The organism is Nonomuraea sp. NPDC026600, assembly GCF_040638335.1.
GTDB lineage: Bacteria > Actinomycetota > Actinomycetes > Streptosporangiales > Streptosporangiaceae > Nonomuraea.
Map to the genome: position 1 here is coordinate 55,227 of NZ_JBEZYD010000037.1, position 15,567 is coordinate 70,793.

At 69.4% G+C, this 15,567-nt stretch carries 16 protein-coding genes and 1 pseudogene; 11 read left to right on the plus strand and 6 right to left on the minus strand.

Going from position 1 to position 15,567, the window contains the following annotated elements:
• The first annotated feature begins 95 nt into the window (after positions 1-95).
• Positions 96-773, plus strand: a complete 678-nt coding sequence (locus tag AB0F17_RS51350; protein ID WP_358039670.1) for a FadR/GntR family transcriptional regulator — start codon at positions 96-98, stop codon at positions 771-773.
• Positions 774-782: 9 nt separating this feature from the next.
• Here the strand turns inward: AB0F17_RS51350 and dnaN are convergent, their stop codons facing one another.
• The 3 genes from dnaN to AB0F17_RS51365 all read right to left on the minus strand — a co-directional run bounded on the left by dnaN (position 783) and on the right by AB0F17_RS51365 (position 4,024).
• On the minus strand, positions 783-1,880 hold the full coding sequence (gene dnaN, locus AB0F17_RS51355) for a DNA polymerase III subunit beta (RefSeq protein ID WP_358039673.1): 1,098 nt from the start codon (positions 1,878-1,880) through the stop codon (positions 783-785).
• Positions 1,881-1,943: 63 nt separating this feature from the next.
• Positions 1,944-2,594 carry a response regulator transcription factor gene (locus tag AB0F17_RS51360; protein ID WP_358039677.1) on the minus strand — a complete coding sequence of 217 codons (651 nt, stop codon included), beginning with the start codon at positions 2,592-2,594 and terminating at the stop codon, positions 1,944-1,946.
• On the minus strand, positions 2,591-4,024 hold the full coding sequence (locus tag AB0F17_RS51365; RefSeq protein WP_358039680.1) for a histidine kinase: 1,434 nt from the start codon (positions 4,022-4,024) through the stop codon (positions 2,591-2,593). Before AB0F17_RS51365 ends, AB0F17_RS51360 begins: the two co-directional genes overlap by 4 nt.
• 109 nt (positions 4,025-4,133) lie before the next feature.
• Between AB0F17_RS51365 and AB0F17_RS51370 the strand changes: the two genes are divergently transcribed.
• Both AB0F17_RS51370 and AB0F17_RS51375 read left to right on the plus strand, forming a co-directional pair.
• On the plus strand, positions 4,134-5,039 hold the full coding sequence (locus AB0F17_RS51370; protein WP_358039683.1) for an ABC transporter ATP-binding protein: 906 nt from the start codon (positions 4,134-4,136) through the stop codon (positions 5,037-5,039).
• A complete protein-coding gene (locus tag AB0F17_RS51375) occupies positions 5,036-5,770 on the plus strand; it encodes an ABC transporter permease (RefSeq protein ID WP_358039685.1) in 735 nt (244 codons plus the stop codon). Before AB0F17_RS51370 ends, AB0F17_RS51375 begins: the two co-directional genes overlap by 4 nt.
• Positions 5,771-5,772: 2 nt before the next feature.
• Here the strand turns inward: AB0F17_RS51375 and AB0F17_RS51380 are convergent, their stop codons facing one another.
• Complete coding sequence (locus tag AB0F17_RS51380) at positions 5,773-6,651, minus strand: SMP-30/gluconolactonase/LRE family protein (RefSeq protein ID WP_358039688.1); 879 nt, start codon at positions 6,649-6,651, stop codon at positions 5,773-5,775.
• 70 nt (positions 6,652-6,721) lie between these two features.
• Between AB0F17_RS51380 and AB0F17_RS51385 the strand changes: the two genes are divergently transcribed.
• Genes AB0F17_RS51385 through soxR form a run of 3 tightly spaced genes read left to right on the plus strand, consistent with a single transcriptional unit; the run spans position 6,722 to position 8,414 of the window.
• Positions 6,722-7,159 (plus strand): Lrp/AsnC family transcriptional regulator, encoded by a 438-nt coding sequence (locus AB0F17_RS51385; protein ID WP_358039691.1) that lies wholly within the window; start codon positions 6,722-6,724, stop codon positions 7,157-7,159.
• Between the two features lie 9 nt (positions 7,160-7,168).
• Positions 7,169-7,894, plus strand: a complete 726-nt coding sequence (locus tag AB0F17_RS51390) for a metallophosphoesterase (RefSeq protein ID WP_358039694.1) — start codon at positions 7,169-7,171, stop codon at positions 7,892-7,894.
• Positions 7,895-7,898: 4 nt separating this feature from the next.
• Entirely contained in the window at positions 7,899-8,414 is a 516-nt protein-coding gene (soxR, locus tag AB0F17_RS51395) for a redox-sensitive transcriptional activator SoxR (protein ID WP_358039697.1), read from the plus strand.
• A 1-nt stretch (position 8,415) separates the two neighbouring features.
• Here the strand turns inward: soxR and AB0F17_RS51400 are convergent, their stop codons facing one another.
• Positions 8,416-8,862 carry a universal stress protein gene (locus tag AB0F17_RS51400; RefSeq protein ID WP_358039700.1) on the minus strand — a complete coding sequence of 149 codons (447 nt, stop codon included), beginning with the start codon at positions 8,860-8,862 and terminating at the stop codon, positions 8,416-8,418.
• 145 nt (positions 8,863-9,007) lie between these two features.
• Between AB0F17_RS51400 and AB0F17_RS51405 the strand changes: the two genes are divergently transcribed.
• From AB0F17_RS51405 to AB0F17_RS51425, 5 genes and pseudogenes are all read left to right on the plus strand, one after another.
• Complete coding sequence (locus AB0F17_RS51405; RefSeq protein ID WP_358039703.1) at positions 9,008-9,796, plus strand: phosphotransferase; 789 nt, start codon at positions 9,008-9,010, stop codon at positions 9,794-9,796.
• A gap of 68 nt (positions 9,797-9,864) precedes the next feature.
• On the plus strand, positions 9,865-10,410 hold the full coding sequence (locus AB0F17_RS51410; RefSeq protein WP_358039706.1) for an RNA polymerase sigma factor: 546 nt from the start codon (positions 9,865-9,867) through the stop codon (positions 10,408-10,410).
• Positions 10,407-11,159: a hypothetical protein gene (locus AB0F17_RS51415; protein ID WP_358039709.1), complete on the plus strand. Its 753-nt coding sequence runs from the start codon at positions 10,407-10,409 to the stop codon at positions 11,157-11,159. Before AB0F17_RS51410 ends, AB0F17_RS51415 begins: the two co-directional genes overlap by 4 nt.
• A gap of 276 nt (positions 11,160-11,435) precedes the next feature.
• Positions 11,436-11,501: pseudogene (locus tag AB0F17_RS51420) on the plus strand (hypothetical protein); the annotation flags it as partial.
• 115 nt (positions 11,502-11,616) lie between these two features.
• Positions 11,617-12,174 (plus strand): ATP-binding protein, encoded by a 558-nt coding sequence (locus AB0F17_RS51425; protein ID WP_358039712.1) that lies wholly within the window; start codon positions 11,617-11,619, stop codon positions 12,172-12,174.
• On the opposite strand, the gene AB0F17_RS51430 is transcribed toward AB0F17_RS51425, so the two are convergent.
• Positions 12,119-15,514: a replicative DNA helicase gene (locus AB0F17_RS51430; RefSeq protein WP_358039872.1), complete on the minus strand. Its 3,396-nt coding sequence runs from the start codon at positions 15,512-15,514 to the stop codon at positions 12,119-12,121. The genes AB0F17_RS51425 and AB0F17_RS51430 overlap by 56 nt on opposite strands.
• Positions 15,515-15,567 lie beyond the last annotated feature (53 nt).

Genomic DNA, 15,567 nt, shown 5'->3' on the forward strand with positions numbered 1-15,567 from the left:
CCGGGAGCTCCAGATTTGGTTTTTGAGTCTGGAATAATTAGGGTCTACCAGTCATTGACTCATGGGATGACTGGCACCCCCAGAGGAGGCGGACTGTGAGTCTGCGTACGGCTCAGCGAGCTTCGCTCGTCGACCAGGTGATCGATCAACTCAAGGAGCAGATCACCTCAGGGTTGTGGCAGATGAACGGCAAGATTCCTACTGAGACGGTGCTCGCTGAGCAGCTCGGGGTGGGGCGCAACACCGTACGCGAAGCCGTACGCGCGCTCACTCACGCCGGGCTGCTGGAGTGCCGTCAGGGGGACGGGACCTATGTCCGCGCCACGAGCGAGCTCTCCGGCGCGATGCTCAGGCGCCTGCGCCAGGCGGAGCAGCTGGAGATCCTCGAGGTGCGGCGCGCGCTGGAGGTCGAATCGGCCCGTCTGGCCGCCACCAGGCGCACCGACGAGGACATCGTGCGCATCGAGGCCGCACTGGCCGAGCGCGACCGCGCCTGGGAGCTGGACGACCCGGACGCCTTCGTGGAGGCCGACCTGGCATTCCACATGTCGGTGGCGCACGCCACGCACAACCTCGTGCTGATCGACCTCTATGAGGACTTCTCGGCGGCGCTGCGGGCCAGCATCACGGCTGCGGGCACTTCGCTGAACAAGAGCTACATCCCCCACGACGCCATCGCGCGGGCCATCTCCTCGGGCGACGCCACCGCCGCCGAGCGCGCCGGCCACGCCTGCATGGAGCACATTCTCATCGCGCTCACCGAAGGCGATTGATCCAGCGGCTCAGCCGAGGCGCAGCGACATCACCAAATAGCGGAAGCTGGGCTGCGCGTCGCCCGGAACGTCCTGGATCAGCACGGCCCTGGTCGGTGACTCCATGTTGAGGCGGGCCAGGTCGGCGTCGATGCCGGTCAGGCCGTCGAGGAGGAACTGCGACTGGAAGGCGATCTGGATGTCGTCGCCGCGCAGCTCGCACTCGACCATCTCCGAGCCGCGGCCGATGTCGCCGCCGCCGGCCTGGATGCGTACGTGGCCCTGGCTGAACGACAGCCGGATCGCGGTGTTGTGCTCGGCCACCAGCGCCACCCGCTTGATGGCGCTGACGAACGCCGTCACCGGCACGTCGGCCCTGATCGACCAGTCGGCGGTCAGCCTGGTGCGGTAGTCGATGAACTGCTCATCGAGCAGGCGGACCGTGGTGCTGCGGCCGACGCTCTCGAAGCCCGCGACGCCGTCGCCCAGCGCCATCGCCACCTCGCCCCCGCGCAGCGTCTTGGCCACGTCGACCAGCACGCGGGCGGGCACCATGGCGGACATGGCGACGTCGGGCGCCACCGGGCGCCAGGTGAGGTCGCGAGCCGCGATGCGGTAGCGGTCGGTGGCCGCCATCGTCACCGACTCCCCCTCGATGTCGACCCTGATGCCGGTGAGCATCGGCAGCGTGTCGTCGCGGCTGGACGCGGGCGCGACCTGGCCCACGGCCGAGGCGAAGATGCCACCGCCGATGGCGCCGATGCTCGGCGGCATCGTGGGCATGGTCGGGAAGTCTTCGACGGGCATCGTGATCAGGCCGAACTCGGCGCTGCCACAGGTCAGGACCGCCTCTTGCCCTTCGGTGACGATCTCGACGTCCTCGGCGGGCAGGCTGCGGCTGATCTCCGCCAGCAGGCGGCCGGGGATGAGCACCTGGCCCGCCTCGGCCACGTCGGCCTCGATCCTGGCCTGCGCCGAGACGTCGTAGTCGAACGCGGACAGGCTCAATTGCTCGTCGGCCCCCAGCAGCAAACCGGAGAGGACGGGCACCACAGGGCGACTTGGCAGGACCCTGGCGGCCCATGCCACCGCGTCCGCCAGAACATCGCGGTTTACCCGGATCTTCACCTGACCCAACCTTTCGTGTCGCTGCCTCCTATGAAAGGTAGCCGGTGTCACCGACAATGCGGACTATCTGCTGTTGAGGTAGGCGAGCACCGCCAGGACGCGGCGGTTGTCGTCGTCGGAAGGCCCCAGACCCAGCTTGGCGAAGATGCCGGCCGTGTGCTTGGCCACCGCGCTCTCACTGAGGTAGAGCCGCTGGGAGATGGCGGCATTGGACCGCCCTTCGGCCATCGCCTCCAGCACCTCCCGTTCGCGTGGCGTGAGGGCGGCCAGCGGTTCGTTCCTGGCGTTGCTGGCCAGCAGCTTGGCGATCACCTCGGGGTCCATCGCGGTGCCGCCCTCGGCGACCCGGCGAACGGCGTCGATGAACTGCTCGGCGTTGAACACCCGGTCCTTGAGCAGGTAACCGATCGCACCCGACCCGTCGGCCAGCAGTTCGCGCGCGTACAGCTGCTCGACGTGCTGCGACAGCACCAGGATCGGCAGCCCGGGCACCTGCTTGCGGGCTGCCAGCGCGGCCTGCAGGCCCTCGTCGGTGAAGGTGGGCGGCAGCCGTACGTCCACGATCGAGACGTCGGGGCGCAGCTCGATCAGGCCCTTGAGCAGCTCGGGCCCGCTCTCCACGGCGGCCACGACCGTGAAGCCGTGCGCCTGGAGCAGGTGAACCAAGCCTTCTCTGAGCAGGTAGAGATCTTCGGCAACGAGAACGCGGTTCATCGGTTGAACCATAGACGGCGGGGGGTTGCCTCGGCCATCCAGCGCTCCTTGTCATGGCAGGCCGGGATCAGGGCGGCCGATAGGTACATGGCGGCGCCAAGCGTGATCATGAACAGGATGACCGGCCACTGCCACGGCTCGGGCAGGTACAGCGCGAGGAACCAGGCCTTCTCCTCGACGCCGAAGACCTTGAAGATGCCCGCCACGATGCCCTGCGGGAACAGCGGGCACCAGGACGTCAGCCAGAGCGTGATCACCACGACGGCCTTCCAGCGCGGCAGCTTGGGCAGGCTGCCCGCCCAGTGATGCGGCAGGACCTTGGGCATGCTCATGGTCACCGTGGTGGGCCCGCCGGGCGGGCTGTTCACCGCGAGCACCCCGTCGAAGGCCGCCAGCCGCCGCTCTATGCCCATGAGGCCGCTGCCCTTGCTCGGGTCGGCGCCGCCCATGCCGTCGTCGGTCACGGAGATCCGCAGGTCGGGGCCGTTACTGCTGATGTCGATCGTGGCCGTGGTGGCCCCGCCGTGCCTGGCGGCGTTGGACAGCAGCTCGCTGACCGCGAAGTAGGTGGCGGCCTCCACCGGTGGCTCCGGGCGGTGTGCCAGGTCGACGTCCACGCTCGCCCGAAGCGGGCTGTCGATGGCCAGGGCACGCACGGCGTCGCCCAGCCCGCGTTCGGCCAGCACCGGAGGATGGATGCCGCGAATGACCGTGCGCAGCTCGGTCAGCGTCTCCGAGGACGCCTCCTTGGCCTTGGACAGCAGCGCCTTGGCCGCGGCCGGGTCGGTGTCGACGAGCTGCTCGACGGCGCCGAGCGTCATGCCTATCGCCACGAGCCTCGCCTGCGTGCCGTCGTGCAGGTCACGTTCGATCCTGCGCATCTCCGCGGACTGAGTGTCGGCCGCCAGGTTGCGTACCCGCTGAAGGTGGTTGACCTGCCCGGCCAGGCGGCTCGCGGCGGTCGCGGCCAGCACCAGCTCGCTCCACGAGCCGTAGACGCGCAGCCCGCGGTCGGGCAGCAGCAGGAACAGTGGCAGCAGGCCCAGCTTGACCACCGGGTCCAGGAGCAGCCAGACGCAGTCGCGCCAGGTCGCCGGGTCGGTGATCAGCCACTTCCATCGGTCGTTCCAGGCCGGCACCCGCGGCGACTTGTACAGCGTGCGGTTCGACCGGTACATCCCGTCGGCCTGCCGCTGCGGAGGCGGCGGCTTGGGCAGGTACGGCGAGTCGATCCGGACCTCCGTCCACTCCCCGACCAGCCCTCTCGTGTGCTCCGCCAGCCACCTGACCAGCCGGATCTGCAGTGGGAGGAGAGGGACCACGCCGAGACCGAAGGCCAGGACGAGCATGATGAAGGAGGCGACGACGGCGGGCACCTCGACGAGGATCAGCGCCAGCAGCACCGCGGCCTGGCCGTACCTTCTCAACATGCTCCCAGTGTGCTCGACCGAGAGCTTCCCGCATATTGCACCTAGATACACCTTCGCCGGGTACCCAGCCCGATTCCCCGCGCGAGCCGGGATTCCTAGCGTCGAAGGCATGAAAGTCATCGAGGTCAGGAACCTCCACAAGCGATATCCCGACCATGTGGCGGTGGACGACGTGTCGTTCGAGGTGTCGGATGGCGAGATCTTCGGCATCCTCGGCCCGAACGGCGCCGGCAAGACCACGACCGTCGAGTGCGTCGCGGGGTTGCGCACTCCCGATCGTGGCACCGTACGCGTGACCGGGATCGACCCCCACCAGGACAGGGACGCGCTGCGCCGGGTGCTGGGCGCGCAGCTGCAGAGCGCCGCGCTGCCCGACAAGATCAAGGTGTGGGAGGCCATGGACCTCTACGCCTCCTTCTACCCGGACCCGGCCGACTGGTCCGAGCTGCTCGACCGCGTCGGGCTCGGCGACAAGCGGAGCACGCACTTCGGCAAACTCTCCGGCGGCCAGCGGCAGCGCCTGTCCGTCGCGCTGGCGCTGGTGGGCCGGCCCCGCGTCGCCGTGCTCGACGAGCTCACCACCGGGCTCGACCCGCAGGCCCGCAGGGACACCTGGGAGTTGGTCGAGCAGATCCGCGACTCCGGCGTGACGATCGTGCTCGTCACGCACTTCATGGAGGAGGCCGAGCGGCTCTGCGACCGCGTCGCGCTCATCGACGCGGGCCGGGTCGCCGCCACCGACACGCCGGCGGGGCTGATCGCCCAGGTCGGCGGGGCGCAGCGGCTGCGATTCCGGCCGACCGGGCCCTTCTCCGACGACCTCCTGCTGGCTCTGCCCGAGGTGACCGAGGTCGCCAGGAGCGGACAGCAGGTCGTGGTGACGGGCACCGGCGACCTCGCGCCCGCCGTCATGCTGACGCTCGCCAACCACCAGATCGTCCCCGCTGACCTGCGCATCGAGCAGGCCACGCTCGACGACGCGTTCCTCGCACTGACCGGAAGGAAGCTGTCATGAGGAAGCTCCTCTTCGTCGAGACCAAGCTGCACCTGCGGCAGTGGCCCACGATGGTCTTCACCATCGGCCTGCCGCTCGCCCTGCTGCTGGGGCTCGGCAGCATCCCCGACCTGGCCAAGCCCGATCCGGTGATGGGCGGGCAACGGTACATCGACACCCAGCTGCCGGCGCAGATGACCTTGCTCGCGGTGCTCACGCTCGCCTGTTCGGTGCTGCCGGCCGTCCTCGTCACCTATCGCGAGCAGGGGGTGCTCAGGCGGATGTCGACGACGCCGGTGCCGCCGGGGCGGCTGCTGGCCGCCCAGCTCATCATCAACCTGGCCATCGGCACCGTGTCGGTCTTCCTGCTGGTGGTGCTCGGGTACGTGGTGCTCGGCGCCGCGATGCCCAAGCAGCTCCCCGGTTTCGTGCTGGTCTTCCTGCTCGGCTCGGCCGCGCTGCTGGCCCTGGGGCTGGTGATCGCCTCGGTCGCGCCGACCGGCAAGTCGGCGCCGGGGATCGGGTCGGTGGTGATGTTCCCGCTGATGTTCATGGCGGGCATGTGGATCCCGCGCGAGGTCATGCCGGACGCGCTGCGCGTGGTGAGCGACTATTCGGTGGCCGGGCCGTTCGCCCAGGCGCTGCGCGACACCTGGGCGGGCCACGCGCCGCAACCGCTGCACCTCATCGTCATGGTGACCGGCCTGCTGGTCTTCGGCGGGATCGCGATTCGGTTGTTCCGCTGGGAGTAGTGCTAGCCCCAGACGGGGCGGGCGCCCGTGACGTTCAGCATCACCGAGTAGAGCGAGGACGAGGCCGCGATGAACAGCCTGTTGCGCTTGAGCCCGCCGAACACCAGGTTGGCGACGGACTCGGGCAGGCCGAGCCGGCCGATCAACGTCCCGTCGGGGTCGTAGCAGAGCACCGCCTTGCCCGCCGCCGCCCACACGCGGCCCTTGTCGTCCAGCCGCATCCCGTCGAAGGTGTCGTCGTCGGTCCCCTGCGCGAAGACCTTCCCGCCCGAGAGCGTGCCGTTGTCGTGCACGTCGAACAGGCGTACGTGCCGGCGGCGGGTGTCGGCGATGTAGAGGCGGGACTCGTCCAGCGAGAAGGCCAGGCCGTTGGGCCGGTCGAAGTCGTCGGCCACCCGGGCCACCTCCCCCGTCACCGGATCGACGCGGTAGACGTGACAGCCGTCGACCTCGGGATCGGCCCGGTGGCCCTCGTAGTCGCTGTCGATGCCGTAGGCGGGGTCGGTGAACCAGATGGAGCCGTCGGAGCGGACCACCGCGTCGTTCGGGCTGTTGAGCCGCTTGCCCTGCCAGCGATCGGCGATCACGGTGATCGAGCCGTCGGCCTCGGTGCGGGTGACCCGGCGCTCGCCGTGCTCGCACGAGATCAGGCGGCCCTGGCCGTCGAGCGTGTTGCCGTTGACGTAGCCGGCGGGCTGCCGGAACGGTCCCACGGTGCCGGTCATCTCGTCCCAGCGCAGCATCCGATCGTTGGGGATGTCGCTCCACACCAGGAACCGGCCCGCCGGGAAGTAGACGGGCCCCTCGGCCCAGCGGGTGCCGGTGTAGATCCGCTCGACCAGGTCGTCGCCGCCGACCGTGGCGAAGCGCTCGTCCAGCACCTCGAACTCCGTGGGGATACAACTGGATGGGGTTCGGTAAATTGGCTCCATAGTCGAATAGCATACTGTCATGGACGAAATCGACAAGATGTTGATCGGCCTGCTTCAGGAGGACGCGACGCGGTCGTACGCGGCTCTCGGCCAGGCCGTGGGCCTGTCGGGCGGGGCGGCACACGAGCGGGTGCGCAAGCTGCGCGAGCGTGGAGTGATCAAGCGCACCACGATCGAGGTGGATCCGGTGGCGCTCGGCCGGGACGTGGTGGCGTACGTGCTGGTCGACGGTGGCGCCTGGATGGGCGACGCCGCCGCGCGGCTGGCGGCGATCGCGCCGGTCGAGGAGGCGCACGTCATCGCCGGGCCCGCCTCGATCCTGCTCAAGGTCCGTACGGCCGACACCCGGGAATTACAGCAGGTGCTGCGGCAGGTGTTCGAGGTCGACGGCGTGACCGGGACCCAGACGGTCGTCGTGCTGGAGACGTTCTTCGAACGGCCCATGCACGTGGAATAGGGTGATCAGATGGCGATTTTTGCGCAGATCAGCGACGTGCACATCGGGGGCTCCGATGAGAGCGTCGAGCGCGCACGGCAGGTCATGCGGCACCTGCGTACGCTGCGGCTCGACGCCGTCCTGGTCACGGGCGACATCGCGGACCACGCGCTGCCGGAGGAGTACACGATCGCGGACGAGCTGTTCCGTGGCGAGCTGCCGCTGGTCGTCTGCCCGGGCAACCATGACTCGGTGCCGGAGTTCGAGAAGCTGCTCGGCCCCGCCAACCAGGCGCTCAGGCTCGACGACGTGACGATCGCCCTGGCCGATTCGAGCGTGCCCGGCCACAACCATGGCTACCTGGCCGACGAGACGCTGGCCTGGCTCGACGAGGTGCTGTCGGAGCGGCCCGGCGTCCCGGCGTTCGTGGGGATGCACCATCCGCCGATCGAGCTCGGCATCCCGTACGTCGACAAGATCCGGCTGCGCGAGCCGGAACGGCTGGCGGACCTGCTGTCACGGCATCCGCACGTCGCCGCGGTGCTGACCGGCCACGCGCACACCGCCGTGTCGGCCCGCTTCGCCGGGCTGCCGCTCGTCGTCGCACCCGGCGTCATCTCGACCGGCCTGACCAGCGCGGAGACCGACGCGGAGTTCCCCATCTCGTACGACCTGCCGCCCGCCTACGCGCTGCACATCTTCGACGGCGAACGGCTGGTCACCCACTTCCGCCCGATAATCCTCAACTATTCTTGAGGTTATGACCAAGGTGGCATGGAACTCCAAGGAGCTGACGGTCGGCCAGCTCGCCGAGCGCAGCGGCGTGGCCGTGTCGGCGCTGCACTTCTATGAGGCCAAGGGGCTCATCGGGAGCCGCCGCACCGCGGGCAACCAGCGGCGCTACACGCGTGACACGCTGCGCCGGGTCGCGTTCGTCCGGCTGTCGCAGCGGCTGGGCATCCCCCTGCGGACCATCAAGGACGCGCTGGCCGAGCTGCCGGAGGGGCGTACGCCCACCCGTGACGACTGGGCGCGGCTGTCGGCGACCTGGCGCGGCGAGCTCGACGACCGGATCGAGCAGCTCCAGCGGCTCCGCGACGACCTCACGGACTGCATCGGATGCGGGTGCCTCTCGCTCGACCGGTGTGCGCTGGCCAACCCGCACGACCGGCTGGGCAGCGAGGGGCCGGGCGCCCGGCGCATCGACACGCGGCTCGCCCCGCCCCAGCAATGCTGCCCGCCCGCGGCCGAGACGGACTCCTCGCAGGCCTGCTAGGTCAGCGCTTGGCCGGGGGGACGATCAGGGTCGGCCGGTGGGCGTGGTGCAGCACGTGGTTGGAGACGCTGCCCAGCAGCACGGAGCGCACGCCGGCCAGTCCTCGCGACCCGGTGACGACCAGCGACGCGTCGACCTCGTCCGCGACGTCCACGATCGTCCGCCAGATCGACTCGTTGTCGGCCACCGCCCGGTAGGTCACGTCCGCGAGCCCCGAGGCGGCCGCCAGCTCGGCCCCTTCCTTGGCGTACTGCTCGGCCTGGATCCGCCACTCCTCACCGGAGTCGGAGACGACCCCGGCACCGGCCAGCGGGTACCTCTTGATCTGCACGAGCAGCGGCTCCCACACGGTCACGATGAGCGTGGGCTCGGCGGCCAGGTGCTTGGCCGCGAACTCGATCGCGGCGCGCGAGTCGGCCGAGCCGTCGTAGGCGACGAGGATGGTCATGGCGTGCTTCCCTTCGCTTGAAGCTCACTCCCTTGTTGCAGCATCGGAACGATCAGCCGTGATTCCGCGAGCCGTTGTCTGTTGTGTCACACCGTCGCCTGTTTTGTGCCATAGGCGAGGATCGGTTCTTGTGACATTTCCCCGCGTGCCCCGTCTCGACATCGACGGCGTCCTGCGCCGGCTCGACGTCTCGCTCACCTATGAAGGCCCATGCCCCGGCGGCCAGGTCGGTGCCGCGTACGTGCGCTGGCCCGACGGCCACCGGTCGGTGCTCACCCACGGGCCCGACGTGGGCGCGCTGCTGGAGGTGGCCCGCGCGGCGGGCATCCCGGCGCCGCGGTACGAGCTGGTGCGCCCGCCGATCGTGGTGCAGGAGCTACTACCCGGCTCTCCCCCGCACCAGCCCTCCCCGCGCACCATCGAGTCGATGCTCGACGTCAACCGGCGCTGCCGCGGCCTGCTCGCCGGCCGTACGGACCTGCCCGGGCTGGAGCTCTTCCTGCGCGCCGACGGGCCGGGCTTCTGCCTGCACGAGCCGCTGCGAACGTACGACAGCCGCACGCGGCGGCTGCTCGACCAGGTGGAGGAGGTCGGTGCCGCCCTTCCCGAGCGGTTGGACGGCGACGACCTCGTTCACACCGACTTCCACCCCGAGAACGTGCTGGTCGACGAATCGGGCACGGTCACGGGGGTGATCGACTGGGACGGCGCCACGCGGGGTGACGCCGACTTCGACCTCGTCACGCTGCGCTTCGACCTCACGCACCGGGCACCGGAGCTGGCTCGCCTGCTCGACGGGCTGGTCAGCGAGAAGGTGGCGCCGGCCTGCTGGGCCCACATGAGCCTGCGGATGGTCGACTGGGCGATCCGGCACTTCACCGCCGCCGAGGTCACCATCTGGCTCGACGTCGCCGAACGGCTCCGGCCGACCTGATCGGAAACGCTTCGCGGCCTTCGGTCCAAGTAGAGGTGTAAGGGCGAACGACGAAGGGAGCGAGGCCTGTGCGCCTCAACGAAGACCCCGAGGCCTTTGAGGCCTTCTATCGCCGCCATGTCGATGGCGTCATGCGGTTCGTCGTACGCCGAGTGAGCGATCCTCATCTGGCCGCCGATCTGACCGCCGACATCTTCCTGGCGGCCTTGGACTCCGGGCACACCTACCGCCCCGGCCGGGGCAGCGAGACCGCTTGGTTGTACGGCGTGGCGCGCAACGTGGTATCCGCCCAGTATCGACGCACGGCCCGCGAAGCGAAGGCGACCAGCCGCGTCGCGGGCCGGCGAATGATGGACGACCACGATCTCGACCGGATGGAGGAACGGATCGACGCCGAGCGCCAGATGCGCCGCGCCCTGGAGGCCATGGGCAGGCTGCCCGAGGGCGAGCGGGCCGTACTCGAACTCGTGGCGATCGATCAGCTCACCGTCAAGGAGGCCGCCGCGGCCTTGGGCATCAACGGGGTGACCGCACGAGTCCGGTTGCACCGGGCCAGACGCGCCCTCGAAGACGTCGCTTCGCCATCGGCTGTGTACGTGGAGGGACAGGCATGAGCAACTTCGAGGAGCGCCTGCTCAACGCGCTCAAGGACGACATCGCCAGCCGGAAGGCGGACCTGGTCGTCGAGACTCCGGTACGACGCCGCCGTGTCGTGGGACTGGCCGCCGCGGTCGCGGGGGTCGCGGCGGCCACGGTGGTGGCTATGACCGTGTACGGCGGAGCACCAGCCTTCGCTGTGACCAAGAGCGCGGACGGGTCGGTCGAGGTGCGGATCAACGAGTTCCGCGACCCGGACGAGCTGGCGGCCAAGCTCGCCGCGGCGGGAGTGGCGACGGTGGTCGACTACCTGCCGGCGGACCAGACCTGTAAACAGCCCCGAGGCGAGCACGGGGCCGGCTCCGGGCGGGTCGAGAACGGCATCGACGTCGGGAAGAACGGCACGGGGATCGCGTTCCGGATCGACAAGGGGCAGGTGGCGGCCGGTCAGACGCTGGTCCTGGCGGTCTCCGTCGCCCAGGCGGACAAGCCGCCCATCGCGACCTCGCTGGAGGTGGTCAAGGGGGCGGTGACGCCCTGCGAGGCGACCGCGCTGAACCTCCCCCCGGCCTCCGACTCCACCGGCAACGGCCCGTCCACCGACGAGAAGACGGGCGAGGGGCCCAGCCTGAACACCAACGGAGGCCGACGGCCCACCGACGCCGTTACTGACCGCGCGGCTGGCAGTGCGGCGGCGGGCGCGGCTCCTCGGCAGCGTCCTGTCGGCGGTGCTGATCATCGGGGCCGCGCTGATACAGGTCTCTGACCGGCTGCCCACTTCCGCGCTGGGCTGGTTCGGGTCGCACCAGCTGACGAAGGTGCTGGTCCTGAGCGCGTTCATCGTCGGGCTGTTGCTGATCCGGATGCTGCTCGACGCCTGGACACGCCGCAGCAGGACGGGCTGCACGCTCTCGCGAACCGGGTGCAGGCCGATACCCTGTCCGCGCTCCTGCCCCAGGCCGCTCTGGCGCTCATCGTGGTGACCGTCCTGGCCGCCGTACTGAGCTGGCTGGTGGCCGGTCGGGTGCTGCGGCCGATCCGGGTGATCTCCGCCACTGCCCGGCGGCTGTCAGCCGAGAACCTCACCGAACGGGTCCCGGTCACCACCCCCGCTGACGAGCTGTCGGCGTTGGCGGGCACGGTCAACGGGATGCTGGACCGCATCCAGCGCGACGTCGCCGAGCGGGACAGGATCCTGGACGGTCAGCGGCTGTTCACCGCCAATGCCGATCGCCGTACGCGCGGTGGTCAGCGGCGTACGCAGCTCGTGGGCGGCGGCCGGAGCGCGGGCGGCAGCCGCCGGCGTCGCCGTGCAGTCGGAGCTCCGGCCGGCACCGGTCACCGGCGAACCCGTCCTGCTGGAGCGGATGATCGGCAATCTGGTCGACAACGCGGTCCGCTACAACCGGGCGGGTGGGCACCTGGTCGTCGATACGGGTACGGAAGGCGGGCGTGCCATCCTGCAGATCTGCAACACCGGCCGGGAGATCCTGCCGGAGGAGGCGCAGACGTTGCTGGAACCGTTCGTGCACGGGCAGGGGACCCGCGTCCGCACCGACGGCCTGGGGCTGGGGTTGTCGATCGTGCGCGCGGTCACACTCGCCCACCGGGGACGGATCGCGGTCACCGCCCGCACCGGCGGCGGCCTCGACATCACCGTCGACCTCCCCGTTGAAAGCCTCCAACGGCTGACGCTTTCCGACGAGTCTCACTTGCGCTTTCCCGCTAGTGGGCAGCCATGTCAACAAAGCGCGAATAATGTCCCTGGAAGGCGACAGTGACGGTGGCAGTTGGACCATTTCGATGCTTGGCAACTATAAGGTCCGCCTCACCCGCCCTGGGCGACTCACGCTCGTACGCATCCTCGCGATGGAGCAAAATGACCATGTCCGCATCCTGCTCAATGCTGTTGTGAACGGATATGCCGTTGGCAACGAAGTTGTGGGCGCCCAGCACCGTGGCGTCATAGACCGGCTGCTCGCCCAGGCTCTCGATCGAGGCGACCTCGTCCCAAAAGACGTCGTTCGTCGCCAGCATGTCCATCTGAGCGTCGTCCAGAATCGCCGCCACCCGGCCAAGGCGCTCCCGGCTGGGGGCGTGCTTCCACAGGGTGCTGCCGCAGAATTGGGTGCCCAGTTCGGCAGAGAACGCCCGATGGGTCATGCCCTTCTCTGTCAGCGCGCCACGGACACGGTCCCAGACTTCGCGCGGAACCGTGTCGAGGTTCGTGTTGCCCTTGGCCGCCCGAAGTTCCGGTATGCAGCGAGCGGCTTGTTTCGCCCGTTCGCCATGCACGCCCACCTCGTCCAGGAAGCGGAGCTGGTTCTCCGAGCCGTAGACGTGGAGCTGGAACCCCGGTCGATGGTCGCCCTTCTGTGTCGTCTTGATGCGAGTCATCACATTGAACCGAAGGAGCAGCCGCGCAATGTCATCGATCAGGCGGCGGCTCGTCGAGGCGTAGTAGACCCGCGACTGGCCGCGCTTTTCGTCCCACCAGACGCATCCGTCGGTCGCCCACAGGTGCCGAAGGAACAGGGCGATCTGCTTCTTCGGCAGGGAGAAGACCCCCTGCGGAATGAACTTCTCGTGGCTGCGGAGGCCGAACAGCCCCAGACCGTCAAGCCAGGCGGCGATGGGGTTGCGCTTGCCGTGTGTGAGCCGGTAGGGGGCGGGGAGCCGGAGCGTGGTGACCCGCGCGGCGGGGTATTCGTCCCGGACCGCACTGACTCCGAAATGCGTGGCCGCTTTCGTGACCGCCTCCAGGCACGCCTCGTCCTTGCTCGCGTACCGGATCGGCTGCCTCCTGACGAACGAACCGTCTCCGATCATGTGCCCCAGCAGGATGACTTCATCTTCTGGCCACTCCTGAAGGTCCCGAGGGGCCGGGACGTGGCGCGGGACGGCGAGGCGAGCACCCGGGCCGACCTCTCCCAGGGGGCGCCAGCCGTCGTAGGTCATGAAGGGGTGATTGGCCGTCGCCTTGATCTCCCGACCCGACGTCAGCCGTAGTTTGAAGACCTCCTTCGTGCCACTGGGAAAGACGTGCGTCATGGTGCGCTGCACGAGCCGCATGTTCTCGTCCAGGGACCACACGGGGATGTCGCGTGCGCCGGACTCCAGAAGCTCGCCCAATGGCGCCTCCGCCCCCGTGTCGGCTCGCAGGACTCGGGTGTCAGCCGTCAGGCATCCCGATTCGCGCAGGTCGCTGACCGCGGGCCGCTTGTCCGTACGCTGCTCGGGGCCTCGGTTGAGCTGGGAGATCGCGATGACCGGCACCTCCAGCTCCTTGGCCAGCAGCTTGATCGCACGGGAGATCTCCGAGACCTCGTTCTGGCGGCTCTCGGTCTTCTTCGGCGAGCTCATCAGCTGGAGATAGTCGATGACCACGAACCGCAGGTCGTTGCGTTGTTTCAGGCGCCGGCACTTGGCCCGGATCTCCATCATCGACATGTTGGGCGAGTCGTCGATGAACAGCGGCGCCTCGGCCACCTCGCTCATCCGCCGGGCCAGCCGGGTCCAGTCGTCGTCGCCCATCATGCCGGAGCGCATCGCGTGCAGGGCGACCCGGGCCTCGGCCGACAGCAGTCGCATCGTGATCTCGTTGCGCGACATTTCCAGGGAGAAGATGACGGTGGTCATCCCATGCTTGATCGCCGCGGAACGGGCGAAGTCCAGCCCCAACGTGCTGTTGTGGGTGGGGATGCACGTGCTGCCCGCAAGGTAGAGGTGATCCGCGTTGTCCACCTCGACACAGCGGACCGGCTGAGAGGGGACCGGGCGCACGTCCACGATGGAGCGAGCCCCCGTGGTGAAGTCGATCACATGGCAGGAATCCGGCTTGGTGCGCAGGGTGGCGTTGTAGCCCAGGCTCAGGATGAGCTCGTGAACGTCATGGGCGAGCCGCTGATCCGCCACGGCGAACTGGATCTGCCCGTCTCCGCCAGCGAGCCCGTGCGCGTCGGCGAGCCGGTGCACGTCGAGCCCGTCCGCGCCGAGCCCGTCCGCGTCGAGCAGGCCCGCCAGCAGGTCACGCCGCTGGCTCTCCGACGCGCGCAGGTAGGGAGCGGGAATGTGCTTCTCTTCGAGGACGCCCAGGCCGTGTCCGTCGCCAAGCCGGACACCGAGCGCGTACGGCCGAAGCGGAAGGTCCCGCTCATCGAGCGCGAAAGGCGCCGACACCGCGACCGCGTGGTCCGCCTCTCTGCCGGCCCGGAAGATCTCCTCCGTGGTCGCCACGCCGCGCGTCGTCCGCCACTGGTGGCCGGCGTCCGCGACGATCACCGTGCCGTCGCTGAACTCCACCTCGTAGCACGGCCTGCCGTGCATGACCTCGGTGGCCGCGACCACCCGGGTCGGCCTGCCGTCGGCCCCGATGAGCTGCTCGCCGACCGCGATCTCGCCCATGGTCGTCCAGCCCGCCGGGGTGGGCAGCGGCGTGTCGAGCGCCAGCGCCTTGCCGATGGCCGGGCGGGCCGCGACGACGATCATCTGGCCCGGGTGCAGGCCGTTGGTGAGCTGGTCGAGGTCCTGGAAGCCGGTGGGCACGCCGACCATCTGGCCGCCGCGGCTGCCGATGGCCTCCAGCTCGTCGAGGGCGCCCGGCATGATGTCGGCCAGCGGCGCGTAGTCCTCGGACGTGCGCCGCTCGGTGACCTTGTAGATCTCCGCCTGCGCGCGGTCGACCAGGTCGTCGACCTCTTCGTTCTGTCCGCCGTAGCCGAAGGAGACGATGCGCGTGCCGGCCTCGATGAGGCGGCGGAGGATGGCCTGCTCACGGACGATCTTCGCGTAGTAGCCGGCGTTGGCCGCGGTGGGGACGACGGCCGTCAGCGTGTGGAGGTAGGCGGCACCGCCCACCCGGGCCATCTCGCCGCGCTTCTGCAGGTCGTCGAAGACCGTGACCGCGTCGGCCGGCTCACCGCGACCGTAGAGGTCGGTGATGACGTCATAGATCATCTGATGGGCGGGGCGGTAGAAGTCATCGGACCGGATGAGCTCCACGACGTCGGCGATCGCGTCCTTGGACAGCAGCATGCCGCCCAGGACCGACTGCTCCGCCTCAATGTTGCTCGGCGGCGTGCGCTCGAAACCCGGGCCTCCGCCGCCGCCTTCTTCATCCATGCTCACCGCGCCCCCTCAACACTTGCAGGCGGTCGCACCACCCCCACTTGTAG

Bases quoted from the DNA above. Each gene is read 5' to 3' on its own strand.
- AB0F17_RS51390 (WP_358039694.1), top strand. From the start codon at position 7,169: ATGGCGATTTTTGCGCAGATCAGCGACGTGCACATCGGGGGCTCCGAT.
- AB0F17_RS51400 (WP_358039700.1), bottom strand. From the start codon at position 8,862: ATGACCATCCTCGTCGCCTACGACGGCTCGGCCGACTCGCGCGCCGCG.
- AB0F17_RS51375 (WP_358039685.1), top strand. From the start codon at position 5,036: ATGAGGAAGCTCCTCTTCGTCGAGACCAAGCTGCACCTGCGGCAGTGG.
- AB0F17_RS51370 (WP_358039683.1), top strand. From the start codon at position 4,134: ATGAAAGTCATCGAGGTCAGGAACCTCCACAAGCGATATCCCGACCAT.
- AB0F17_RS51360 (WP_358039677.1), bottom strand. From the start codon at position 2,594: ATGAACCGCGTTCTCGTTGCCGAAGATCTCTACCTGCTCAGAGAAGGC.
- AB0F17_RS51415 (WP_358039709.1), top strand. From the start codon at position 10,407: ATGAGCAACTTCGAGGAGCGCCTGCTCAACGCGCTCAAGGACGACATC.
- AB0F17_RS51430 (WP_358039872.1), bottom strand. From the start codon at position 15,514: ATGGATGAAGAAGGCGGCGGCGGAGGCCCGGGTTTCGAGCGCACGCCG.
- AB0F17_RS51425 (WP_358039712.1), top strand. From the start codon at position 11,617: ATGCCGATCGCCGTACGCGCGGTGGTCAGCGGCGTACGCAGCTCGTGG.
- AB0F17_RS51365 (WP_358039680.1), bottom strand. From the start codon at position 4,024: ATGTTGAGAAGGTACGGCCAGGCCGCGGTGCTGCTGGCGCTGATCCTC.
- soxR (WP_358039697.1), top strand. From the start codon at position 7,899: ATGACCAAGGTGGCATGGAACTCCAAGGAGCTGACGGTCGGCCAGCTC.
- AB0F17_RS51385 (WP_358039691.1), top strand. From the start codon at position 6,722: ATGGACGAAATCGACAAGATGTTGATCGGCCTGCTTCAGGAGGACGCG.